This is a genomic window from Streptomyces sp. NPDC053076 (assembly GCF_044546845.1).
Lineage (GTDB): Bacteria > Actinomycetota > Actinomycetes > Streptomycetales > Streptomycetaceae > Streptomyces.
The window spans coordinates 730,361-751,670 of the sequence record NZ_JBITZL010000003.1 but is presented as its reverse complement, the minus strand read 5'-3'; the positions used below and the strand labels follow the sequence as shown (position 1 = coordinate 751,670).

Genomic DNA, 21,310 nt, shown 5'->3' with positions numbered 1-21,310 from the left:
CCTCGGGTGTCGCGCTGGCTAGAGCAGCCGCGTCATGAACGCGCTGTTCGGATCTTCCTTGTAGTCGGCGAAGGGCGCGCAGTACTCGAACCCGAACTTCTCGTACAGGCCGCGGGCCGGCGCGAAGAAGTCGGTCGCACCGGTTTCCAGGCTCAGCCTGGAGTACCCCATGCGCCTGGCCTCTGCGATGATGTGGGCGAGCAGCTTCGACGCGATTCCGCTCCGTTTACGCGAGGGATCCGTGCGCATCGACTTGATCTCGGCGTGGTCGGCGTCCAGTTGTTTGATCGCACCGCAACCCACCAGAGCATCGCCGTCCTTGATCGTCCAGAAGGTGACCTCGGGCTTGCGCAGACCTTCCAGATCAAGTGCGTGCTTGCTCTCCAGGGGAGTGATCGACCTCATCTCCCTGACGTGCGCGTCGAGGAAATCGATGATCTCGGGCCCGGAGAGGTCGTCCACTGAGATGTTCATCCATGTCACCTTTTGTAAATGTTTGCTGGGCAACGTCAGGTTGCCACCAGGAGCCCACACGCGAAGAACCCAGGTGCCGACGCCTGGGCCAGATACTTCTCCCCCGTACGAATGCCCACCTGGTCGGCGTAGTCGGCGAGGTTGATCATCCAGTCGGAGTTCCCGCAGTGCCCGTAGGCCCGGAGTGTGTCGGCGAAGTGCAGCTTCTCACGGTGTACGCCGGCGATGCTCGCGTTGAACAACGTCACGGGCTGGAAGAGGTTCGTCGGAAAGACCCTGGTGACATCGTCGAGCCGCTCACCACTCTCCTGGAACACCTTCGTGAACGCCGCCTGCGCCACCTTCTGCCGCGACATGAACGAGTCACGGCCCATCAGTCCACAGTGGTCGACCTTGACCGCGGCCGAGGCGAGCCGCAGCGGACCGCCGGCGTCCCGGGTGATCAGGCAACTGGCGACAGCGTCGCTGAACAGAGCGAAGGACCTGACGCGGTCGCTGTCGTCCGGGGTGAAGTCCAGCGAGACCACTACGACGTTCCTGACGTCCTCGTCGGAGAACAGCTCCCAGCCGTGCCGCAGGGCTGCCAGAGAACTGCAGCACTGCTGGAAGGAGAGGACGACCGGGACGCACTGGGTCATCCCCAGCGCGTCGAGGACGGTCACGGCGCAGTCGGGAGCGAGCGATCCCAGGCGGGCGTCGCTGGTTGCGAGGACGAGGTGGGTGACGTCGTCGGGGCGGACGGCCTGTCCGTCCAGGGTCTGGCGCACGGATTCGATGATGTACTTCTCAACCGGCCCGGACATTGTCCGGAAGGTGCCGCACCCCATGGCGTCGAAGTCGGTGTCCGGGGCCGCCGCCTGCCACAGGGCGGCGAAGCCCGGAATGTCGTCAGGGCCGCGTTCGAGGTCGCCGAACACGCACGCGAAGGAGCCGATGGTGACCTCTTGCTGAGTTGTCATCATTTCTTCCCGAATCGGCGGGCCCGGCCCCGGTGGCCGGGGAGGGCCATGGAGACCGGGCGGGACGAACTGCCTGACATCACGCCCGGGCTTGTTCGCGGCTGCTCTCGTCGATCTCACGGAGCACGGAGACGATGCCGTCGACATCGTTCAGCCGGGACACCCATTCGGGCTTGAGGGTGACCCTGTTGTCCGCGTGCTCCTTGATGTAGTTCACCAGCACCAGAATGATGTTCAGCGAACTGATCCCGAGCTCTTCTCGGGACGTGGCACGGCTGATGTCCTCGTAGGTCAACTCACTCGTCGCGGGCTGGGTCCGGAGGAAGTCGGCCAGCTTGTGCAGGTAGTCGTCAGCGCTCATCGGCGTCGACCTTCTTGAAGGGGAAGCCGTTGAGGTTCTTCTCGTGCAGGCGATTGTGCCCGTACTTGTCCTCGCCGGACACCAGAACGCTGCCGTGGTAGTCCAGGCTGATCGTGTCGCCGAACTCGCTCAGGCTGTCGACGTTCTCGTACACCTTGACTGACGGGGCGACGTAACGCGAGGCGAACCCCAGCCGGGTCTGGTCACTGATGTTGGGCAGGGAACCGTGGATGCACTTGGCCAGGAAGATGACGAACTGGCCTGGCTTCATCTCCATTTCGAAGACTTCTTCCTCGTTCGGATCCCAGTCGTCGTCGAGCTTGAGTTCCGAGTAGTCGTAGCCGAAGAAGTCGTGGGACTTGCTCTCCACGTTCCGTGTGAGCGGCTTGCTCTCGTCGTAGTACCACCGCTTGTGGCTGCCGGGGATGTAGCGCAGGCAGCCGTTCTCCTTGCCCGCCGGGGAGAACGCCGTCCAGACGGTCAGCTCCTGCGTGAGGTTTTCGCTCTCCTCGGTGTACTTGAGGGAGGGACTGGCGGAGGTGGTGGTCTCACCGACCACGAAGGTCTCGACCTGGTGCCAGCCGGTGCCCGCCTCGCCCGGCGCCTTCTTGAAGATGTTCGTCTTCCAGCACAGGATGTCGTCGCCGATCAAACTGCGCAGCTTGTGGACGATCTCCGGCCGGCTGATGTGCGCGGACAGCGTGTTGCAGTCCAGGTGGCGGTCGTAGTTGATGACCGTGGAGTTGTGGGGCTTGTTCTCCGAGGTGACCATCTCGATCATGGCCTGGTTCCACAGCAGCGGGGCTTCGTCTTCGGAGTACAGGTCGAAGGGCCCGACGAAGCCGTTCTCCTTGAAGAACTCGATCTGCTCATCGGTCAGCCCGAGGAACGTGCTCTCGGCAGTGCTTTTAGTCACCTTCATGCCTTTCTGCTGTTCAGGCTTGCGCTTCCATTGGCCGGGTGGTGCCGCTTCATCCCTCCGGAGCCACCGAGGACTTCAGCTTGTTCTTGCCGAGCAGCCGCTCGGCGTTCGAGTGGAAGAACAGATCGCGGTCCGCGTCCGACATGTCCTCGGGGAACGCCCCCTCCTTGGTCAGCTTCTCGATCAGATTGATCTGCCGGCCCTGCAGCCGGAATACGGGCCAGTCCGTACCGAAGAGGATCTTGTGGTTTATCCCGCGCCGGAAGAGGGTGTTGAGAGCCGCTGCCCCCGACGCCTCGTATCCGCTGACGTCCACGTAGATGTTCGGCCTGTTATTGCACAGCATGGCCACTTCGTCAGGATAGTGAACACTGCCGTGTGCCAGCACGAAGTCGATCCCGGGAAAGTCCCTCGCAGCCTTGTCGACATAGATGGGCTGCGCGATCTCGAAATCGAGCACCGGCGATGTGGCCCCGATATGAGAGAGCACTGGAAGCGAATACTCCGCGCAAATCTCATAGTACGGATAGAGCCTTTCGTCCGACAGCTTGTATCCGCAGGGCGGATACAGCTTCATGCCGTCGAACCGGTAGTCGACTATCGCACTCTCGAAGAGCGAGACGCCATCCTTGCCCCACTGGGGATCCACGCCGACCAGCACCCGGAATCGTCCCGGGTGCCGGTCGACGACCATCTTGTGATGGTCGATCAGCTGCCTGATGGTGTGGGTGCTGTCCCGCAGGGCGTAGGTGAAGTCGGGGAGCAGCAGGACGGATTCCTTGATCCCGGCCTCATCCATCTGCTTGACCAGTTCGTCGCACAAGGGGTCCTGCAAGGTGCTGGAATGCATCCTCGCGACCTTCTCCCTGGTCACGGGCAGCCCACGGCTCTGCAGGCCCACAATCATGTTGTCGACGACGCCGTCCTGGAACGACTTCGGGAAACACATGTCGGACGCGATGTGGGTATGGAAGTCGATAATGGTGGGTGCGTGGCTCACGGCCGCCTCCTCAGACCTGCCGAACGATCTTGATGATGTCGGACACATACTCGGCACCGACGAACTGTTCGACCCGGCTGAAGGCGTCCACGCCGAGGTTCTCCTCCAGTGCGAAGACGATGCTCATGAGGCCGAGGGAGTCGATTCCCAGATCTCCCCGGAGGCTCATGGCCGGGGTGACGCCACCCTTGACCGATGCCTTGGAGATCACGCTTTTGATGATCCTGCAGATCTCGTCGTCGGCGACGTCGCTCTTGCTCATCGTGCCCCCCGGCTGCCTTCGGTGAATATCTTTCGCATGACCGCGCCTCTGTCGACCTTGAAATTTCTGGTGAGTAGCCCGTTCTCGACGGAGAGTTCACCCGCCGGCCTGAACAGGACGTCCACCATCCGATGCGAGGACTGCCCCTTACGGTTCAGCTCCTCGACGCAGGACTCCACTTCCGTCCTGCGTGCGGCGGACTCCGGATCGTCGAGCCACACGACGCATGTCAGCAGCCCGTCCGACCCCGGCGACACGACAATCGCCTTCGTGATCCGGCAGCTCTTCTCCACTGCCTCTTCCAACTCTTCCGGGTTGATCTTCACCCCGCTCCGCGTGATGATGACGTTCTTCTTCCGACCCACCAGCCGGAGGAATCCGGAGCGGTCGAACTCCCCGATGTCACCCGTGGCGAGCTGGTCCGGCTTGAGGTAGACCGACTGTTGGGTCTCCTCGCCTTCGAAGACGTACCCCAACGTCTGTGGATACGCCGTGCCGACCAGCACCTCGCCGTCCTCGGCGAGCGTGACGTCAACTCCGTCGACCGGGCGGCCCGCACTCCCGATCCTGTGCCGCTGCGGCAGGTTGAAGCAGATCCAGCCGCTCTCGGTACTGCCGTACACCTCGAACAGGGGCGCTCCGAGCCGTTGGAAGAGCCGCACGGTGCGCGGCGGCACCGGCGCCGATCCGGTGAGCATGAGGCGGACCCGGGAGCCGTACATACTCATCCACTTGCGGCCCAGCCATGCCCTGACACCGTGGCCGAACCGGCCGCGTGCCAGTGTGTGCAGTGCCGTCGCCACGTAGTAGGGAAGCTTGTCCCGCACGCTTCCCGCGTTGACCCGGTTGTAAGCGACCTCGAAGAAGGAGGGCGGGCCGAGAATGATCGTGGGGTTGAATTCCCTGAGCTTCTGGAACATGCGCTCCGGCGCCACCACGGTCGCGTCGAGACCGTACCGGACGGCCGTGTACATCAGATAGCGCTGCTGGAAGTTGGAGAACGGCATCACGATGAGGACGTTGTCGTCCTCCGTCACTTGCCACGCCCCGGCGGACACCCGCATCGTGTTCTCGACACCCACTTTCGACATCATCAGGCCCTTCTTGGTGCCGGATGTGCCGGACGAGAAGGCGATCGAGAATACATCCGCGGGAATCGCGGGGCGCGCGTCGTCGGGCACGGCGCGCTTGTCGAACTTCAGCGGCCGCTCCTCCAGGAGGCCCGTTGCCTCCGGAAGGTACGACCCGACGGGCAGGGCCTTGGTGACGAGGACAGCCGAGAGCCGGTACTTCTCCGCGAGTTCACGCACGGCGTCGGGCTGTGTACGCCGCTCTGCGGGCAGTGCGACGGACAGGCACTCCAATCCGAGCAGAGCGAGGTCGGCAAGCACCCACTCGTACGAGTTCGGCCCCATCAGGCCCACGAGGTCGCCGGCCCCCACACCGCAGTCGCGCAGCTCCGCCATGAGCTGGAGCACGTCCGCGTGCACTTCGGAGAAAGTCTTGGTCGTCTGGCTTCCGTCGATCGACAGGAAACGCATCCGGTGATCCGGATGTTCCAGCAATTCGCGGTACAGCGTGTTTAGAGACAATGATGACCCTTGGGCACGTGTCGGACCGAAGTACGTTGCTAGTTTTCTCTGTTCTTCAGGACGCCCGCGTCCACCTGCGGGGCAATGAGCCATTGAGCCGGTGATCGCTCCTCGGAACCGCCGGGGTCGACCTGCCATCACGTTGCCAGACCGATGTGTCGGTCAGGATCGCCTTCCGGGCACATCAAGCTGCACGGCAGCAACCTGCCTGGCGGAAGTAAGGTGATGAACCGTGCAAACCCGGAGCGGAATGGGATGCACGGAAGGGTGCGGTGGGCCGCGCGCTCGTGGTCCGTCGCCCGGGCAGCCCGTCGTGGGACGACGGCCCGTCCTCGACCGGCGCCCGCCGCAGTCGGCCGCCCGCTCCGGGACAACGTCGATCACGTCGCTGAGGACGTACTGTACGGGCGCACGTGGACACGCCGGCCAGGGAGCATGAGGGGCATGGCCGGGAGGCAGGGGACGGCAGGCTACCCGCTCGGCCTGCTCGACCGTGGCGGACGTGCCGTCATGGCCCTCACCACCGTCCGTCATCTCCTGCAATCGTGCTGCGGTGATGCCCACGCCGGGCGCAGCGATGTCCGGCTTCAAACCGCCGGAGGACGCCAGCGGGCCGATGCTGGAGAAGGACGCGAGCCGGTCCTCCTTGTCCGTGGCGGCCACGGTCAGCGCCGAGGCGGCCGCTCCCGGCGCGGAGATGCTCTCCGGGCCCGCGTTGCCGGCGGCGATGACGAACAAGGTGCCGTACTGCGCGGACAGCGCATCGACCATCTGCGACATCGGGTCGCTGCCGTCCGTCGGGTAGGAGTCGCCGAGGCTCATGTTGACGACGTCCGCACCGGACTCGGCGGCCCACTGCATGCCGGCCATGACCCACGAGTCCTGGCCGTAGCCCTCCGCTCCGCCGAGCACCTTGCCGACGTACAGGTCGGCGCCGGGGGCGACGCCCTTGTAGTCGCCACGGGAGGCGGCACCCGAACCCACGATCGTACTGGCCACATGCGTGCCGTGCCCGTTCACGTCGGCGATACCCTCACCCGGCACGAAGCTCGCCGTGCCGTCGATCAGGCCGGCGAAGTCAGGATGGTTGACATCGATGCCGGTGTCGAGCACCGCCACCTTGACGCCCTTACCGGTGTAGCCGGCCGCCCATGCCTCGGGAGCGCCGATGAGCGGCACGCTCTCCTTCAGGTTCACCTCCACCCGACCGTCGAGCCACAGCTTGGCCACACCCGCGCCCAGCGTCGCGCGGCCGTGCGGCGCGACGCTGGACCAGAAGGTGCGGGCCCGGCGCTTGTCGGTGCGCAGCACCGCGCCGTGGATGCCCTCGAGCGTGTGGGTCACCTTGCTGCCCCGGGGAGCGACCGGCTCGACGGCCGCGCGGGACCTCGGCTTCGCATACGTCGCGATCAGCGGCTCCGCGGCCGACTTCGCGTCGTCATAGTCCATCCTGATCAGGTCGGTGACGTCGAAGAGCCGCCGGTCCAGCTTGCCCGCGCCCAGCAGCGGTGCCGCCTCGTCGGGGATGACGAACAAGTCGCCCATGACCTCCTGAACTTTCACACCGCCGACGGCACTGTCCGGCCGGTCGACGTCGGCCGTCTGCTTGCCGTCGGCCATCGTGGTGACGGTGACGACGTCACCGGTGACCAAGGTGACCTTGTGGGTCGCCGTGGCCTTGGCGGGGATCGCGGGCTTGGTGGGGACGGCGAGCTTGGTGGGGACCGTGGGCTTGGATGGGGACCGTGGGCTTGGTGGGGACCGTGGGCTTGGTGGGGATCGCGGGCTTGGTGCGCATTGCGGGCTTGGTGCGCATTGCGGGCTTGAGCGGAGCGGCTTGGGCGGGCGCTTGCCAGATCGCGAGCCCCGACGCCAGCAACGGCACCACCGTGACGGCCGAGATCAACTGCCGTCTTCTGCACCGGAAGGGGGAAGACACAGAGGGGGAGGACATGTCCCTGGGTCTATCGGCCGGTTCACGCCGCCGTGAAGACCCGATCATGGCAAGTCCTTGCCGTGGCAGGGACTTGCCGACCACAAACCCCACCCATCCAGACCGGGGCGCACTTTTCACCATCTGCATGCCCCGCCTCGTCGATCGCTGTCCCCCTGAACCGAACCGCTACTGCGCCGTGCGCCCCGCAGGCGCATCATGGAGGTCATGCGAACGCGGCCTGTGCTGGTCTACGACGGTGACTGCGGCTTCTGCACGGCCTCGGTGGCCCTCGCGCAGAGGTGGATCAGGCCGCGGTGCGACAGCACCGCCCGCCAGACGGCCGACCTGGAAGCCCTGGGCGTCAGCAGGCAGCGGGCCGCGTACGAGGCGCTGTGGGTCACCCCCGACGGGACGGTGTACGGCGGCGCTCAAGCGGTCGCCAAACTGCTGGCGAGCGCGCGAGGCGGCTGGGCCGTTGCGGGGGCGGTCCTCCAGCTGGCGCCGATGCGCTGGGCCGCCCACGGCCTCTACCGCGTCATCGCCCGCAACCGCCACCGGCTCCCCGGCAGCACATCGGCATGTGCCCTGCCCTCCGGCCAAGGGGCGGCACCCGGATGAGCCACTGTCAGAAGCACTCGTCCTCAGAGGAGGTGATGACGGGCTCAGAGCCGGTGGGTAGGAGTTGCAGCACCAGAGTCACCGCCTCTTCGGCGGTATCGACTTCGCCGATCACGGCGAGGGGATCGCGTCGGCGAACCTTGAACCGTCCGTTGTCCAAGGGCTCGATCGATCCGGCCTGCACAGTCCAGGGGTAGCTGGTGGAGCTGCTGAAAAGCAGGGCGAAGTGGCTGGTGAACGGATACAGCCGCCGGAGCCGTGGTTGAGCGGCAGCGGCCTCCAGCAGGGGGACGATGCCCGGATATGGGCGCCCGGGCGCGCGGATCTGGTGCACTGCTCGGCTCCACTGCCACTTGAGCCGCAGAGACAGCCAATGGGCCTCGACGGCGTCGGCCGGTCCGCGGCTGCGCGCTGCGGCCATGTCTGGCAGAACTGGTCTTGGAGGCAGGAGCGACTGTTGATCGGAGGTCTCGTTGTTCGCGTCCACTGCCATAGTGTCGCGCTCGGAGCCTGAAACCGGTGCGATGGCGGTACTGGAGATCGGGAAGTGACGCGCAGTGCCGTGGGCGCGGTCAGCTGACGGCGCCGAGCGCGGCGCTGAGGCTCGCGATGACCGCCCCGCCGACCGCAACCTTGGCCGGCGGACTCGCCCGCGACCCGGTGCTGCTGATCGGGCACGCATCGTGCAAGGCAGCCGGGCCGCGATGGTCGCGCCCGCCGCACTGTCCCTCACCACCACGGGCTTCGCCGAAGGCCCGCGCCGCACCAGAGCGCTGGGCCTGTACGGCGCGACGGCGTCCGTCGGCTTCGTCGCCGGCCAGGTGCTCGGCGGCGTACTGGTGAACTTCCTCAGCTGGCCTTCGGTGTTCCTGGTGAATGTTCCGGTGGGGCTGACCGCTGTGCTGCTGGCTCCTCATGTCCTGCGGGAGTCGAGACTGGCGCGTGCCGGGCGGCACATGGACATCTCAGGTGCGGTCCTGATCACCCTGACCGTGGGGTCCCTGGTCTTCGACCGAACACGGCACACCTCCACGGCGGTCGGCGAGCGGGCAGCCATGCTCGCCGCGCTGCCGGCCGCCGCACTCGCCACGCTCGTGGCACTGATGGCCTGGTACCGGGCACCACGGCACGGTGTCACCTGACGCGGCGACCGCTGTGGCGCGACCGATCCCCTCCTCTGGCGCGGCACCGCCGGGTCGTGGAACGCGCATCGCCCGGCTCACTGAGTGCCGACGCCCGAAGGAAATCGGCCGCCCCCGGGGGGCGAGGCGGCTCACTTCCCGTCCTGGGCACAAGCGGGACTCGTGGCGGGTGCCGGCGGCCTGCTCCTCAACGCTCGGCGGTCCCGGGGCCGGTCGTCGGCAGGTACCTCGGCGCACGCCAGGCGTGGAGTCGCCTCTCCACGGCCGCCCCCAGGGACAGCAGCGCCGCGTCCTGGTGGGCGCCGGCTGTCAGGAGCATTCCGACGGGCAGTCCCCCTGCGGAACCGGCCGGGACGGAGAGCGACGGGTAGCCGGCGACCGCCGCCGGTGTGGACGAGGGGATCACATCGTTGTCGCCGCGTGCGCAGTCGGTCGTCCAGGCGGGCGGATTCGTCGGTGCGGCGATCGCGTCCAGGTGGTGGGCGGCCATCGTCCCGTCGATCGAACGCCGTGACAGGTCTCGCAGCTCCGCACGCTTCGCGCGGTACCCCGGATCGGTGGTGGGCGGGGCGGCGAGGGCCTGTCGGAACAGTTCCTGCCCCGCGAAGCAGGTCCGCTCCGCGGGATGGCCGCGGTTGAACGCGATGAGGGCGGCCAGGTCGCGCGGCCCCTTGCGGGTGGCGAGGTAGGCGTCGATGTCGCGGTGGAACTCCGTCAGCAGAGCCGGGAATTCGAGCGTGGCGAGCCGGTCCTGGTAGGGCGGCGTCACCTCGACGACCTCGGCGCCCGCGGCACGCAGCCGGCGTGCCGCGCGGGTCATCACGTCGTCCACCGCCTGCCCCAGGGACGGCAGGCGCCACAGACCGATCCGCTTGCCCCGCAGAGTCCCGACGCCGTACGAGCCGATCGCCCGTCCGGCAGCCCCTGTCACGAACCCGGCATCGGTGGTGTCCGGGGCCCCGGCACCCGGGGGCCGCCCGGCGATGACCGCCAGCGTGAGCGCCACGTCGACGACGTTGCGCGCCATGGGACCCGCCGTGTCCTGCTCGGCGGAAATCGGCACCACCCCCCGGGCGCTGACCAGGCCGAGGGTCGGCTTCAGGCCGACCACGCCGTTCATGCCCGCCGGGCACACGATCGAGCCGTCGGTTTCGGTGCCGATCGCCACCTGCGCCAGGGACGCGGCGAGTGCGGCACCCGAACCCGCCGACGAACCGCACGGGTTTCGGTCGAGGACGTACGGATTGTGTGTCTGCCCGCCCACCGCCGACCACCCCGATGTGGGCTTCTGGGCACGGAAGTTCGCCCACTCGGACAGGTTCGTCTTGCCCAGGATCACCGCGCCCGCCCGCCGCAGCCGCGTCACCAGGGCCGCGTCGGACTTCGGGGGGCTGCCCGCCAGGGCGAGCGAACCCGCCGTCGACGACAGGCCCCATGTCTCGACGTTGTCCTTGATCAGGACCGGGATGCCGTCGAGCGGGCCGCGGACGGAGCCGGTGCGGTGCCGTGCGTCGCTCGCAGCGGCCTGGCGCAGGGCCGAGGGATCGGTACGCAGGACGGCGTGGATCTTCGGGTCGAGAGCCCTGATCCGCTTCAGGTAGGCGCGGGTCAGCTCCGACGGGGTCAGCGCGCCGGCCGCCATGCGGGCCTGGAGCTGCGGAATGGTCACCGTATCGAGGTGCAGGCGGCCGTAGCTGCGCGCCGATGTCCCACTCGTGGTCCCGATCGCACCGACGGGTTCGGGGGTGGCGGCCAGCGCGGGCTGAGGCGGAGACACCGCCCACAGTGACCCGGCGAGCACGGCGGCGGTCAGAACCGCGGCACCTCTCCTGCCGACCGCACCTCTGCGGTGTGCCGTGACGCGTGCGGCCTGTAACCGATGTGCCGTCAACTGTCGCATGGCGACAGCCGACTACACCCGCCGCGCCCGCACAAGAGCGCCGCCGCGCACGGCCCCCACCGGCCGCGCTCCTGCTCTCCCTGTGCGTCGCGCACTGCATCCGGGTGACGCCCAGCCTTCTTCCGGTTCCCGCCCTGGCCGCCGGTGGTCCACCGTCTTCCGTACCCGATTCGGGCAAAGATCCATCCGCCACGGCCGGGGGTGGAGACTGGCCACGCTCACGTCACAGAAATGACACACCGGGGGGAATGTGATCACGTCTCCGTCGGTTGGTGAATGTCATGCCCGCAGATGCCGCACGACCCCGCATGCCCGTAGCCGTCTACATCCTCGGACTGTCCGTCTTCGCGCTAGGCACCAGCGAATTCATGCTCTCGGGGCTGCTGAGGCCCATCGCCGAGGATATGGACGTCAGCATTCCGCAGGCGGGTCTGCTCATATCCGCCTTCGCGATCGGCATGGTCGTCGGGGCGCCACTGCTGGCCGTGGGCACCCTCCGGCTGCCCCGCCGCGCCACCCTGATCGCCCTCATCAGCCTCTTTGGCCTCGGGCAGGTCGCGGGCGCGCTCGCCCCTTCCTACGAGCTCCTCTTCGCCTCTCGCGTGGTCTCGGCCCTCGCGTGCGCGGGCTTCTGGGCGGTCGGCGCGGCCGTCGCCATCGCCATGGTTGACAAGGACCAGCGGGCCCGCGCAATGGCTGTCATGATCGGCGGCCTGTCCATCGCCAACGTCCTCGGCGTCCCGGCCGGTGCGTTCCTCGGCGAGCACCTGGGCTGGCGTTCCGCTTTCTGGTCGGTCGGCGCGGCCTCCGCGGTCGCCCTCGTCGGCATCCTGATGCTGATCCCCCGGATCCCGCTGCCTGCCGAGCGGCCGAGGCTCGGCCGCGAGCTGCGGATCTACGCCGACCGTCAGGTGTGGCTCGCGATCGGCATCACGGCGCTGGGTGCCGGCGGCGTCTTCTGCGCCTTCAGCTACCTGTCGCCGTTGCTCACGGACGTGGCCGGGCTGGACTCGAAGTGGGTCCCGTGGATCCTTGGCCTCTTCGGCATCGGCGCCCTCATCGGTACCACCATCGGCGGCCGGGTCGCCGACGCGCATCTGTTCGGCGTGATGATCTGGGGCATCACCGCCTCGACGGTCTTCCTGGCCGCCCTCGCCCTGCTGGGCGGGGCGGCGGCCGTGGCCATCGCCCTGTCCTTCCTGCTCGGCGCCTCGGCCTTCTTCACCGCCCCGGCCCTCAACGCCCGCATGTTCAACGTGGCCGGAGCCGCCCCGACCCTGGCCGGAGCCACCACCACGGCCGCCTTCAACCTGGGCAACACTGGCGGCCCGTGGCTGGGCGGCACCGTCATCGACGCGGGGCTGGGCTTCTCCGCCACCGCCTGGGCGGGCGCCGCCATGACCGTCACGGCGATCGCCCTCGCCGCGGTCGCGGTACGCCTGGACCGCCGCACGCCGCCCCGCCCGACCCGGGTGGTCGCCTCCGCGGCCCCGACCGCCGAGTCCACAGCGGAGCCCGCCCGCGCCTGACCGCACCGACCGGGCGCTTCCCGAGGGCCCGGTCACAGAGCCTGAGCGATGAGGGGACCGAGAGGGCGGCGGGGCACCAGCCGTCGGCGGCCCGGACGGTGCACGGCGCGTGTGGGCGAGGAGCAACAAGCGAATCGGGCGCCGCCACGCGCGTCCTTCGAGAACCGCGCTCCCTGCGTACGGTCAGTGACCGCCTGAGGGCTGCTCGCACCCGTCGTGGTCGGGATAGCCGCCGAACGCGTCCGCCTCGGTCGCGGCGGGGGACAACGTGCCCTCCACGCACACGGGGTAGTCGTCGGCCTCGATGAGGAACCCGACACCGGAGCCGTCGGCGTACGTCCGCACCTTCGAGTAGCCCAGGCCGGCGATGGTGTGCGAGACGCTCTCGGGCGTGAAGTGGCCCTTCTCCCGCAGCGGTTGGAGTGCCTTCTTCACCCGCCCGATGACGGCGAGGCCCTGGCAGCGGCGGTCGCCGTGCAGCTTGAAGGGAACCATGAAGCCGTGGTTCTCGGCGTAGTGGTCCGTCGGCGCCGTGGAACTCGTCGGGGTCGACGATGCAATGGGTGAGGGGCGCTCGCCGGGGCAGAGGCGGTCGGCAGGCGCGCTCGGCGTCGCCACGGCCTTCGGCAGCCCGCCTCCGGCGGTCACATCTCCCGCCCGCTGCGTACCGCAACCCGCCACCAGTACGGCGAGCACCGCCACCGGCAGCATCCCCAGCCGAACCCGTCTCGCCCCGTTCATCGTCATGTCCCGCATTCTCGTATCTGTAGACGGCGGGTGTCATGAGTATCCGTACTCACTGCCCGTACGGACGCCGGAGGTTGCGCCGGCAGCGGTGGGGCGGCGTGTGCTCGTTCCGAGCCGTCCGGGCGGCGAGTCCGCATGCATCAGAAGGCGGCTGTCGCTCCGCGCAGGGCAGTCCGCTTCAGCGGGGTCGGCCCTCAAGGCGGCGGGATCGGTGCACCGGCCCCGCAGAGAATAGGAGGCGCAGGGTTCCCTGCTGATTCCACAGGACCGGTGCATGGCACAAGTACCCTGCGGTACACCCGATAAGCCCGATCCCTCCCTGCCGATTCGGTGGGATGACCCCCACGCGCGCGTGGGGCCCGGCCGCAACCGGCCGGGCCCCACTTCCACTTCACGCCTGGCGTGCTCCTCGTACGGGCACGCCTCTGTCTACCAGCGATACCACCGGCCCTTGCGGCCACCGCTGTCGGCGGACCGGACCACGAAGCCCAGCAGCCACACGACCAGCACGATCACCGCGATCCACCACAGCGCCTTCAGCGCGAAACCCGCACCGAAGAGGACCAGAGCCAGCAGAAGAACCAGAAGCAGGGGAACCATCGTTATCAACCTCCTGCCCACCGCATGCCCTTACTTCAGCTCTACAAGCACACAAGATGTGAGTTATTTCCGCGGGATCCAGGGCATTCGCACGTACTGCGATCTTCCCCTTCGTCCGCGTCTCACGCACCGCGCAGCGACGACACGGGGGACGACGCACTGGGCCGCGGAGCCCGGGTCTACCGAGATGATGCTGCAGGCCAGTTCCAGGAAGCCTTAGGTGAAGGTCGGCACGGCGTGCTCGTGGTCAGCGAGGCTGGTAGGCGGTGGCCAGCACCGAGACGGTGACCCGATCGGGCAGTAGGCCGTCATCGTTCATGTCTGCACGGCTCACGTGCCGTGCGCTCGGTGTCATCGCCACCAGGTCCAGGGCATCAATCCTGGCCAGGGACGCGGGATACTCCACCTGTTCGGTGACTGCCGCCTCGAAGAAGGGGGCCAGCGCCCGGTGCAGGCGCTGTTCCTTGGCCGGGTCGATCGTGACCATCCCAGGCAACCGGCCGCGCAGCTCGGCCAGATGCCGCAAGGTGGGACGCACCACGATCAGCCGGCCGGTAGGGCGCAGTACGCGGTGGAACTCGGCCGGGTTGCGCGGGGCGAACACGTCCAGCACGACATCGGCTGTCCCGTCGGCCAGCGGGAAAGGACGGAAGACGTCCCAGGCCACCGCGGCTGCCCGGTCGTGGACACGGGCTGCCGAGCGCAGCGCGCGCACCGATGTGTCCAGACCCAGACCACGGGCGCCGGACAGCTGGTCGAGTACGCCGGCCAGGTAGTAGCCCGTGCCGCATCCCACGTCCACAACTGTGGCCTGCTCAGACACGGCGTCGGCTGCCAGACGGGCCCCGGCTTCGCGGATCGGCGCGTAGGTGCCGGTGGACAGGAAGCGGTCCCGGGCCTGCGCCATGGCCGCGTCGTCGCCGCTGGTGGCGCGGGTGCCCGTCAGCAGGCTGGCGTAGCCGTGGCGGGCGATGTCGAAGGTGTGGCCCACCGGGCAGCGCAGTGTGCTGCGGTCCGGGTGCAGGTGGCGCGTGCGGCACGTCGGGCAGCGCAGAAGGTCGAGGGACAGTTCGAGGGCAGGGGGAAGCGACACCGGCACGAGGCACTCCAGGCAAGGATGAAGGGAAGAAACCGTGCCTGCACGCGCGCTCAGAGCGTCACTGCCTCAGGAAGGAACGGGCAGCGTCGGGACCGTGGTTCACGCGGGAGGCACGCCGAGGAGGGCGACGCCGTCCGGCATCGCCCTCAATGCCTTCCGATCACAGGAAGCAGCAGTGCGGGGTGCTCATGAATGCCATGCCATGAGTCTACGAGCATCGGCGAAGGCGGCCACGGCTCAACGGAGCCGGTGGGCACGGCCACGCCCTGACCGATAGGCGCTGGCTGGCACCTACCAAGCGTGAGCGCGACAGCCAATGATCGTTGCTGGTCTCGGACACCTGCTCATGACTGGTACGCAGGGCTGTGAGGGGGCACCAGTGAGCTCCGTGGAGAAGCCGTTCCTGATGCTGTCGCAGATGTCTTCCGCCGGGGCAGGCTGGTCATGTCGACGGGCCGGATCGAGCGTGGGCGGGTCCGCAAAGGTGACGCGGTGGAGCTCGTCGGCTTCGGCGGCATGATCGCTCACGTCACTGGTATCGACGCGAGCGAACTGCCCACTGACGAGGCGTGTGCGGGCATGAACGTAGGACTGCTGCTGCGCGGCGTGGCGGCGGGAGTCGTTGAGCGGGGACAGGTGCTCGCGGCATCGGGCTCAATCGACGCGCACATCGGCTTCGCCGCGGACATCATGCTGCTGTCCGAGGAACACGGGGCTGCCGAAGTACGCACGGGTGAGCGTCTCCAGTTCCACATCCGTACCGCCGTGGTGTCGGGCGTTGTGACATTGACCCGGGGAACGGACACGCTGCAGCCGCTGCACAAAGGCGCGGTGACGGTCGCGCTCGAACGGCCCGTCGCCCTTGAGGAGGGCCAGTCCCTCGCTTTCCGTCACCACGGGCGTGCCGCAGGCTCAGCGACCGTGACCCGGCTCCCGCGTGCGGTGTCGAGTGGGCAGCCATGTTTCGATGGCGGCTGCCAGCTCGTCGCGGTCGGTGAAGACGTGTCCGTTCATGCCGGTGGCCTGTGCGGCGCGTACGTTCTCCTCGCGGTCGTCGACGAAGAGGAAGTCGGCCGGGGCCGCCCGCATGGCGGCGACGCAGTGACGGAAGGCTGCTGGGGCCGGCTTCGCCACTTTGATCTTCCCGGAGAAGGCAACGTGGTCCAGTTCGTGCAGCCAGGGCTGCGCGGTGAGGAATGCCTCCGCGTGGTCCGAGGGAATGTTGGACAGCAGCGCGACCTCGGCGACGCGGCGCAGGGACTGGACGTAGGCGACCATCTGGTCGTCGACGCGTGACCAGCTGTCGATGTCGGTGATGCGTAGTTCCTCGATCGTGTCGGCGTCGACGGACAGGGACAGCCGTCGCAGTACGGCGGTCCAATACTCGCGCGCGGACTGCTGGCCGGCGTCGTAGGGCGGGCGACAGGCCCAGTACGCCGTGGTGAAGGCGCCGGTGGGTGCCTGGCAGCGTCCGGCCATCTCCGCCAGGGCGCCCGGGCGTTGGTGGCGGGCGATGACCCCGAAGAGGTCGAACAGCACGATGTTCCGGTCGGTGGACATGGTGGTTGGTTCCTTCGGCCGAGGAGCGTTCAGTGACTGCTTGCTGCTGTCTCGCGCGTGCGGTCGGATCCGGTGCGCAGGACCCCCGCGGCCACTGCGGTGCTCGCACACAGCAGCGTCAGCAGTACGAAGGCGTGGTTCAGGGCGACGAGATGGGTCAGCCAGCCGATGACGGCGGGACCGGCGAGCATACCGACGTAGCCGAGCCCGGCGACGCGGGAGACGTTGGCCCCGGCAGCGGCAGGGTCGGCGTGCCCGGCTGCACTGAACAGCTGCGGGACACAGCCGGACAGCCCGAGACCGAACAGCGCCCAGCCTGCGAGCGCCGCCCACATCCACGGGGAGAGGACCACCGTCGTGATGCCGACGGCGGCCGTTGCCGCGCCGTGGCGCAGGATTGCCGTGGACCCGAACCGCGCGACGAGGCGGTCGGCGAGCAGCCGGCCGATGGTCATGGTCGCCGCGAAGGTGCCGTACCCGAGGGCAGCAGTGCTCGCGGATGCACCGAGGACGTCCTTCAGGTGCAGAGCGCTCCAGTCGTTGGCGGCTCCCTCGCACAGCATGACCATCAGAGCCAGGGCGGCGAGGAGCCAGATGCGCCCGCTGGTCACGCGGTGCTCGGCGGTTGGCACTTGCTCGGATCCCTCCGTCGAGACAGTGTCGGCAGCGGTGGGCGCGGCCGGCAGCAGGGCGCCTGCCGACACCAGGGCGATCACGACGCCCAGGGCCCCCATTGCGGCCATGCCCGCGGCCGGACTCAGACCGGCGCTCGCCGTGGCTGCTCCGACGAGGGAGGCGAGGACACCGCCGACCGAGAACGTGGCGTGGAAGGCTGACATGACGGGACGGCCGTACGCCTTCTCCACGTGTACGGCGTGGGCGTTCATGCTCACGTCCAGGCAGCCGTTGCAGAACCCGAAGGCCAGCAGGGCAGCCGCCAGCGTCCACGGATCCCGGGGAAGACCGGGCAGCGCCAGGGTCGCGCTGCACAGGACGCCGGTGGCGGGGACGACGATGCGCGCCCCGAGCCGATCGGTCAGACGCCCGGCCGTGTGCATGCCGATGAAGGCACCCACACCCAGCACCACCAGGAGTCCCCCCAGCGTCGCGTGGCTGACGCCGACACGTTTCTCGATGGCGGGGATGTGCACCACCCAGGTACCCATCGCAGTACCGCACAGGATGAAGTAGACAAAGGTCGCCACTCGGGCAGCTCTCAGCGAATGACTCATGGCTGCCACCGTAACGACCAGATACAGTGATTGAATACTGTCACTTCGCACACATTGAATGTTCGTTTCGGCCGGTGTTCAATCACGGTATGAGGAACGCAGACCGACACGGAATGATCGCCCAGGCCGTCAGGGAGTCGGGAAGGATCACGGTCCAGGAACTCGTCGAACTGACCGGCGCATCCGAGATGACCATCCGGCGCGACCTCGACGCGCTGGCCGCGCAGGGCGTCCTTGAGCGCGTCCGTGGAGGGGCGCGCACCCTGCTGCTCCGGGGCGAGGAGCCGCCCTTCGCGCTGCGTGCTCACGAGGCGGTCGACGCCAAGCGCCGCATCGCGACGGAGGTGTCGTCGCTCATCGCCGACGGCGAGACCGTCCTCCTCGACAGCGGCACCACCTGCCTGGAAATCGCCCGCCTGCTGCGCCGACGGCCGGTCACCGTGATGCCCCTGTCATTGCAGGCCATCCATGTACTCGGCGAGGGTCCCGGCCCGGCCACGCTGATGGTGCCCGGCGGGCAGCCTCGGGCCGCCGAGGGAGCCCTCACCGGTCCCCTCGCCCTCGCCTCCCTGGCGGCGCTGCGCTTCGACACCGCCGTCATCGGCTGCTGCGGCCTGAGCGCAGCCGAGGGCCTGACCGCCTACGACCTCGACGACGCAGCCGTGAAGAAGGCCGGCATCGCCTCCGCGCGCCGCATCCTCGTCGCAGCCGACGGCAGCAAGCTCGGCCACACCGCCTACGCGTACGTCGGCCCCGCCACACTCCTGCACACCCTCGTCACCGACACCACAGCACCCACCGACGAGGTAACCGCGCTCGAAGGCACGGGCACTGTCGTCAAGGTCGTCTGACGAGGCCCCATGGAACCGGGGCGCCGGACAGGCTCCCGGGGCGCGGACGTCCCCGACCAACAGGCTTCAGGCGCGGACGTCCCCGGCGGACAGGCTCCCGGGGCACGCACGGAGACGGCCATCGCGGCAGCGGCGCCGCGGACGTTGGAACAGCTTTCGGCGCTAGCGGGTTGGACCTGATCTTCCAGTACGACAACGGCATCCGGGCGCTCGGCCCGCACGCGGTCGTCGGGCACGATCGGACGGTGCTGGTGACCGCACCGAGCCATCCGCTGGCCCGCAAGGAGGTCGTGACGCCCGGGGAGTGTGACAGGGGGCTTCGGTTGGCCGGTGAGTGCCGGAGTCGGGCCATCTCGTGCTCGGGCATTGACGCTGGTGAGTGCCGTCCGCCCCAGGACGGCACTCACCGGAGCCACCGATCACATGGGAAGCGAGAGCACGCGGACCTCGCCAGCAGGCCAGTTCGCACCCTCGCGCAGGGGCGTCCACATGGTCCGCAGCGGCATGATCACGGGTCCTTCGGGCTGTTCGACGTGGACGTCCTGCTCAAGCGGTCGCCAGCCGAGTCGCTGGTAGAGCGGGACGAGGGCCGGCCGGCAGAAGAGAAGCCCGTGCTGCGGCCCCATCGTCCGCGCGTGGTCCACTGCCGCCGATACGACCGACCGGGCCAGACCGTGCCCGCGCAGATCCGGCGCGACAGCCACCCCGCCGACGCCCACCACCTGTGTGCAGACCTCGCCGATCGATATCGGTAGCCGCAACAGACCTGCGTGCGCGACGAGGCGGCCCTTCTGCCTGATGCCGAAATGATGTTCCTTGGGCAGCCACGTCAGCCCGGCGTCTGCGACGCCGAAGGGATCGGCACTGTCGCCGAGGATTTCGATCTGCTCGGTCGTCGTGTACTGCGCGAGTCGGACCACGGTTGCTGGTGTGAAAGTGAGCCGGTGTGTCATCTCTCCATGATCCTTTTGCTGCCGGATCCTGGGGAACTGAAGCACTCAGGGGCCGACAGAGGTGCTCGGTGACGCTGGCGGGGGCCGGTGCCGTGACGGTGCGGCCACCGTTGATCACCGGTGTGTGAGAACTGAAGATCATGCGGGCGGACGGAAGCGCTCTGCAAGGCCTGTCACCGAGTGGCCGTCACTCCAGCCACAAACCGTCGCGCATGATGACTCTCCCGCGTAGTTCCGACACGCCGCGCCAAGCGCGCACGGTCCTCGGGACCACGCGTACGTACAGAAAGGAACCCTCCTCCTCGCGTGGATCCCACCCGAACTTGTCGGCGAACGCCTCCCCTGCGTCTCCGGGCACCTCCTGGTCCGGGAAGCACTCCGCCTCACCCTCGAGGAGCACCACGTCGAAGGTGTCCGGCAGCGCCAAACGCACGCGCGGCTCTTTGCGGACGTTCCGCGCAGTCGCGGAAGTGGCGCTGGTGCACATCCACACTGCTCGCCCATCCCACAAGAACCACAGCGGCACCTGGTGCGGCCCGTGATCAGGGTGAGCCGTCGACACCCATACATCCCGCTCGGTAACGAACCGCTCCAGAGCATTGCGCCTGCGCTCCGCCGTCTCGCGACGAAGGATTCCCGTGGTCTCCATGAGGACCGACCCTAGCCAGCGGGCGCGAAGCGCGCCTGAGGCGCAGGACCTACTCCCAGCGACCGATGAACCCCCGGCATTGGGCTTGGGGTGACCAACTGCGGTGCTCAGAGTGGCCAGCGGAAGTGCTCAGTCACACTGCTGGAACGGCCTGTACCGGCTCCCCGTACAGGTCGATCTCGGAGGGCTCACGCGCAAGTAGCAGTTGGAGATGCGCCTCCATGGCGGCGAACCACTCGTCGAGGTCCGCATCGGCGTCGTGAAGGATCCAGGAGCCGAAGGTTCTCCGCGGCACCCGAGATCTGACGGCGGTCGCTTGGCTGGAGGGTGCGTTATTCGATCGCTCCGTGGACTTGTTCGCGTTAGCTTGGCGTGGTGGCTGAGCTGAGAACCGAGCGTCTTGTGCTCCGTGGGTGGCGGGAGACCGACCTCGATCCGTGGGCGGCGATGAACGCCGATCCAGAAGTCCGTGCGCACTTTCCGGGAGTCCTCACCCGCGAGCAAAGCAACGCGTCCGTGGCCCGCTTCCAAGCGGAGATCGACAAGCGAGGCTGGGGTTGGTGGGCGGTCGAGGTGATCGCCACCGGCGAGTTCATAGGGTTCACCGGTTTGGATCCGGTGGAGGACGTCATGCCGTTCACCGGTGTGGAGGCAGGCTGGCGCCTGGCCCGGTCGGCCTGGGGGCACGGCTATGCGACTGAGGCGGCACAGGCAGCGGTGGCCTTCGGCTTCGGGTCCCTGGCGTTGCCGGAGATCCTCGCGGTCACGGCGGTCACCAATCTGCGGTCCCAGGCTGTGATGCGTCGCATCGGTATGAGCCGTGATCCGGCTGAGGATTTCGATGACCCGACCGTGCCGCCTGGGCCGCTGCGTCCGAGCGTGCTGTATCGACTCCCTCGCGGCAGGCAGCGGCCCGTTTGAGCG

23 protein-coding genes and 1 pseudogene are annotated in these 21,310 nt (G+C 68.2%); 6 read left to right on the top strand and 18 right to left on the bottom strand.

Features of this window, described 5'->3' with window-relative positions; all coding sequences use genetic code 11:
- Positions 1-18 precede the first annotated feature (18 nt).
- The 8 genes from ACIGYR_RS16675 to ACIGYR_RS16640 all read right to left on the bottom strand — a co-directional run bounded on the left by ACIGYR_RS16675 (position 19) and on the right by ACIGYR_RS16640 (position 7,223).
- A complete protein-coding gene (locus ACIGYR_RS16675) occupies positions 19-474 on the bottom strand; it encodes a GNAT family N-acetyltransferase (protein WP_391842293.1) in 456 nt (151 codons plus the stop codon).
- Positions 475-509: 35 nt separating this feature from the next.
- Positions 510-1,433 carry a hypothetical protein gene (locus ACIGYR_RS16670; protein WP_399599917.1) on the bottom strand — a complete coding sequence of 308 codons (924 nt, stop codon included), beginning with the start codon at positions 1,431-1,433 and terminating at the stop codon, positions 510-512.
- Positions 1,434-1,512: 79 nt separating this feature from the next.
- Positions 1,513-1,794, bottom strand: coding sequence for a hypothetical protein (locus ACIGYR_RS16665; RefSeq protein ID WP_399599916.1), 282 nt, complete (start codon positions 1,792-1,794; stop codon positions 1,513-1,515).
- Positions 1,784-2,710 carry a chlorinating enzyme gene (locus ACIGYR_RS16660; RefSeq protein WP_391842299.1) on the bottom strand — a complete coding sequence of 309 codons (927 nt, stop codon included), beginning with the start codon at positions 2,708-2,710 and terminating at the stop codon, positions 1,784-1,786. Before ACIGYR_RS16660 ends, ACIGYR_RS16665 begins: the two co-directional genes overlap by 11 nt.
- Before the next feature lie 55 nt (positions 2,711-2,765).
- Entirely contained in the window at positions 2,766-3,716 is a 951-nt protein-coding gene (locus ACIGYR_RS16655; protein ID WP_399599914.1) for an amidohydrolase family protein, read from the bottom strand.
- Between the two features lie 10 nt (positions 3,717-3,726).
- Complete coding sequence (locus ACIGYR_RS16650; RefSeq protein ID WP_399599912.1) at positions 3,727-3,978, bottom strand: acyl carrier protein; 252 nt, start codon at positions 3,976-3,978, stop codon at positions 3,727-3,729.
- Positions 3,975-5,663, bottom strand: coding sequence for an AMP-binding protein (locus ACIGYR_RS16645; RefSeq protein WP_399599909.1), 1,689 nt, complete (start codon positions 5,661-5,663; stop codon positions 3,975-3,977). The genes ACIGYR_RS16650 and ACIGYR_RS16645 overlap by 4 nt, the downstream gene beginning before the upstream one ends.
- Positions 5,664-5,732: 69 nt before the next feature.
- On the bottom strand, positions 5,733-7,223 hold the full coding sequence (locus tag ACIGYR_RS16640; protein WP_399599907.1) for a S8 family serine peptidase: 1,491 nt from the start codon (positions 7,221-7,223) through the stop codon (positions 5,733-5,735).
- A 508-nt stretch (positions 7,224-7,731) separates the two neighbouring features.
- Here ACIGYR_RS16640 and ACIGYR_RS16635 point away from each other — a divergent pair.
- Positions 7,732-8,124 (top strand): thiol-disulfide oxidoreductase DCC family protein, encoded by a 393-nt coding sequence (locus tag ACIGYR_RS16635; protein WP_399599904.1) that lies wholly within the window; start codon positions 7,732-7,734, stop codon positions 8,122-8,124.
- Positions 8,125-8,131: 7 nt separating this feature from the next.
- Here the strand turns inward: ACIGYR_RS16635 and ACIGYR_RS16630 are convergent, their stop codons facing one another.
- A complete protein-coding gene (locus ACIGYR_RS16630; RefSeq protein ID WP_399599901.1) occupies positions 8,132-8,611 on the bottom strand; it encodes a DUF6193 family natural product biosynthesis protein in 480 nt (159 codons plus the stop codon).
- A gap of 70 nt (positions 8,612-8,681) precedes the next feature.
- Here ACIGYR_RS16630 and ACIGYR_RS16625 point away from each other — a divergent pair, with 70 nt between their 5' ends.
- On the top strand, positions 8,682-9,266 hold the full coding sequence (locus tag ACIGYR_RS16625) for an MFS transporter (RefSeq protein WP_399599898.1): 585 nt from the start codon (positions 8,682-8,684) through the stop codon (positions 9,264-9,266).
- A gap of 187 nt (positions 9,267-9,453) precedes the next feature.
- On the opposite strand, the gene ACIGYR_RS16620 is transcribed toward ACIGYR_RS16625, so the two are convergent.
- The gene (locus ACIGYR_RS16620; protein ID WP_399599896.1) at positions 9,454-11,166 is read right to left on the bottom strand and encodes an amidase; all 1,713 of its coding nucleotides are present in this window, start codon (positions 11,164-11,166) and stop codon (positions 9,454-9,456) included.
- A gap of 308 nt (positions 11,167-11,474) precedes the next feature.
- Between ACIGYR_RS16620 and ACIGYR_RS16615 the strand changes: the two genes are divergently transcribed.
- Positions 11,475-12,695 carry a Cmx/CmrA family chloramphenicol efflux MFS transporter gene (locus ACIGYR_RS16615; RefSeq protein ID WP_399599894.1) on the top strand — a complete coding sequence of 407 codons (1,221 nt, stop codon included), beginning with the start codon at positions 11,475-11,477 and terminating at the stop codon, positions 12,693-12,695.
- Positions 12,696-12,878: 183 nt separating this feature from the next.
- Here the strand turns inward: ACIGYR_RS16615 and ACIGYR_RS16610 are convergent, their stop codons facing one another.
- The 3 genes from ACIGYR_RS16610 to ACIGYR_RS16600 all read right to left on the bottom strand — a co-directional run bounded on the left by ACIGYR_RS16610 (position 12,879) and on the right by ACIGYR_RS16600 (position 15,141).
- Positions 12,879-13,442: a hypothetical protein gene (locus ACIGYR_RS16610; RefSeq protein ID WP_399599893.1), complete on the bottom strand. Its 564-nt coding sequence runs from the start codon at positions 13,440-13,442 to the stop codon at positions 12,879-12,881.
- A gap of 429 nt (positions 13,443-13,871) precedes the next feature.
- The gene (locus ACIGYR_RS16605) at positions 13,872-14,042 is read right to left on the bottom strand and encodes a DUF5670 family protein (RefSeq protein WP_391842321.1); all 171 of its coding nucleotides are present in this window, start codon (positions 14,040-14,042) and stop codon (positions 13,872-13,874) included.
- A 247-nt stretch (positions 14,043-14,289) separates the two neighbouring features.
- Positions 14,290-15,141: a putative RNA methyltransferase gene (locus ACIGYR_RS16600; protein ID WP_399599890.1), complete on the bottom strand. Its 852-nt coding sequence runs from the start codon at positions 15,139-15,141 to the stop codon at positions 14,290-14,292.
- A gap of 444 nt (positions 15,142-15,585) precedes the next feature.
- On the opposite strand from ACIGYR_RS16600, the pseudogene ACIGYR_RS16595 reads away from it, so the two are divergent.
- Positions 15,586-16,011: pseudogene (locus tag ACIGYR_RS16595) on the top strand (EF-Tu/IF-2/RF-3 family GTPase); the annotation flags it as partial.
- Between the two features lie 42 nt (positions 16,012-16,053).
- Here ACIGYR_RS16595 and ACIGYR_RS16590 read toward each other — a convergent pair.
- Positions 16,054-16,701: an HAD family hydrolase gene (locus tag ACIGYR_RS16590; RefSeq protein ID WP_399599887.1), complete on the bottom strand. Its 648-nt coding sequence runs from the start codon at positions 16,699-16,701 to the stop codon at positions 16,054-16,056.
- 29 nt (positions 16,702-16,730) lie between these two features.
- Complete coding sequence (locus ACIGYR_RS16585; protein ID WP_399599883.1) at positions 16,731-17,933, bottom strand: MFS transporter; 1,203 nt, start codon at positions 17,931-17,933, stop codon at positions 16,731-16,733.
- Positions 17,934-18,022: 89 nt separating this feature from the next.
- Between ACIGYR_RS16585 and ACIGYR_RS16580 the strand changes: the two genes are divergently transcribed.
- Positions 18,023-18,784, top strand: a complete 762-nt coding sequence (locus tag ACIGYR_RS16580) for a DeoR/GlpR family DNA-binding transcription regulator (protein ID WP_399599881.1) — start codon at positions 18,023-18,025, stop codon at positions 18,782-18,784.
- Between the two features lie 419 nt (positions 18,785-19,203).
- On the opposite strand, the gene ACIGYR_RS16575 is transcribed toward ACIGYR_RS16580, so the two are convergent.
- The 3 genes from ACIGYR_RS16575 to ACIGYR_RS16565 form a co-directional block, all read right to left on the bottom strand.
- On the bottom strand, positions 19,204-19,737 hold the full coding sequence (locus tag ACIGYR_RS16575; RefSeq protein ID WP_399599878.1) for a GNAT family N-acetyltransferase: 534 nt from the start codon (positions 19,735-19,737) through the stop codon (positions 19,204-19,206).
- 187 nt (positions 19,738-19,924) lie between these two features.
- Complete coding sequence (locus ACIGYR_RS16570) at positions 19,925-20,386, bottom strand: pyridoxamine 5'-phosphate oxidase family protein (protein ID WP_399599876.1); 462 nt, start codon at positions 20,384-20,386, stop codon at positions 19,925-19,927.
- Positions 20,387-20,519: 133 nt separating this feature from the next.
- Positions 20,520-20,681 (bottom strand): hypothetical protein, encoded by a 162-nt coding sequence (locus tag ACIGYR_RS16565; RefSeq protein ID WP_399599874.1) that lies wholly within the window; start codon positions 20,679-20,681, stop codon positions 20,520-20,522.
- An 80-nt stretch (positions 20,682-20,761) separates the two neighbouring features.
- Between ACIGYR_RS16565 and ACIGYR_RS16560 the strand changes: the two genes are divergently transcribed.
- Entirely contained in the window at positions 20,762-21,307 is a 546-nt protein-coding gene (locus tag ACIGYR_RS16560) for a GNAT family N-acetyltransferase (RefSeq protein WP_391842337.1), read from the top strand.
- Positions 21,308-21,310 lie beyond the last annotated feature (3 nt).

Coding starts and splice junctions, on each gene's coding strand:
- ACIGYR_RS16675 (WP_391842293.1), bottom strand. CDS start 474: ATGAACATCTCAGTGGACGACCTCTCCGGGCCCGAGATCATCGATTTC.
- ACIGYR_RS16670 (WP_399599917.1), bottom strand. CDS start 1,433: ATGACAACTCAGCAAGAGGTCACCATCGGCTCCTTCGCGTGCGTGTTC.
- ACIGYR_RS16665 (WP_399599916.1), bottom strand. CDS start 1,794: ATGAGCGCTGACGACTACCTGCACAAGCTGGCCGACTTCCTCCGGACC.
- ACIGYR_RS16650 (WP_399599912.1), bottom strand. CDS start 3,978: ATGAGCAAGAGCGACGTCGCCGACGACGAGATCTGCAGGATCATCAAA.
- ACIGYR_RS16645 (WP_399599909.1), bottom strand. CDS start 5,663: ATGGCTCATTGCCCCGCAGGTGGACGCGGGCGTCCTGAAGAACAGAGA.
- ACIGYR_RS16635 (WP_399599904.1), top strand. CDS start 7,732: ATGCGAACGCGGCCTGTGCTGGTCTACGACGGTGACTGCGGCTTCTGC.
- ACIGYR_RS16620 (WP_399599896.1), bottom strand. CDS start 11,166: ATGCGACAGTTGACGGCACATCGGTTACAGGCCGCACGCGTCACGGCA.
- ACIGYR_RS16615 (WP_399599894.1), top strand. CDS start 11,475: ATGCCCGTAGCCGTCTACATCCTCGGACTGTCCGTCTTCGCGCTAGGC.
- ACIGYR_RS16610 (WP_399599893.1), bottom strand. CDS start 13,442: ATGACGATGAACGGGGCGAGACGGGTTCGGCTGGGGATGCTGCCGGTG.
- ACIGYR_RS16605 (WP_391842321.1), bottom strand. CDS start 14,042: ATGGTTCCCCTGCTTCTGGTTCTTCTGCTGGCTCTGGTCCTCTTCGGT.
- ACIGYR_RS16590 (WP_399599887.1), bottom strand. CDS start 16,701: ATGTCCACCGACCGGAACATCGTGCTGTTCGACCTCTTCGGGGTCATC.
- ACIGYR_RS16585 (WP_399599883.1), bottom strand. CDS start 17,933: ATGAGTCATTCGCTGAGAGCTGCCCGAGTGGCGACCTTTGTCTACTTC.
- ACIGYR_RS16580 (WP_399599881.1), top strand. CDS start 18,023: ATGAGGAACGCAGACCGACACGGAATGATCGCCCAGGCCGTCAGGGAG.
- ACIGYR_RS16575 (WP_399599878.1), bottom strand. CDS start 19,737: ATGACACACCGGCTCACTTTCACACCAGCAACCGTGGTCCGACTCGCG.
- ACIGYR_RS16570 (WP_399599876.1), bottom strand. CDS start 20,386: ATGGAGACCACGGGAATCCTTCGTCGCGAGACGGCGGAGCGCAGGCGC.